Annotated in this window: 1 pseudogene; it reads right to left on the reverse strand. The window is 69.4% G+C overall.

What is annotated here, in order from left to right:
- Positions 1-146: 146 nt before the first annotated feature.
- A pseudogene (locus RM779_RS33525) lies at positions 147-255 on the reverse strand (IS982 family transposase); the annotation flags it as partial.

Genomic DNA, 255 nt, shown 5'->3' on the forward strand with positions numbered 1-255 from the left:
CGCGATTCGGTAACGCAGCGTGGGGGCACCTCCCAGCCGCCAGGCTGGGGGAGTGCCGTAGCTGGGGGCACCTCCCGGACGGAGTCTGGGGGAGTCGTGGGCCCGGCAAGATCGGCAGGACAGGGCCCAGACGAGTTATGCCGATCTCAGTGGTCGAAGGCGATTAGTGAGCGGGTGATGGGCTGGCCGGTGGCTCGGTTGTGCCAGATGGCGGCGGTCAGGGCGAGGATGCGCTGGCTGACGCGGACGGTGACG

It is taken from the genome of Streptomyces johnsoniae, assembly GCF_031845565.1.
In the GTDB taxonomy this organism is placed as follows: Bacteria; Actinomycetota; Actinomycetes; order Streptomycetales; family Streptomycetaceae; genus Streptomyces; species Streptomyces johnsoniae.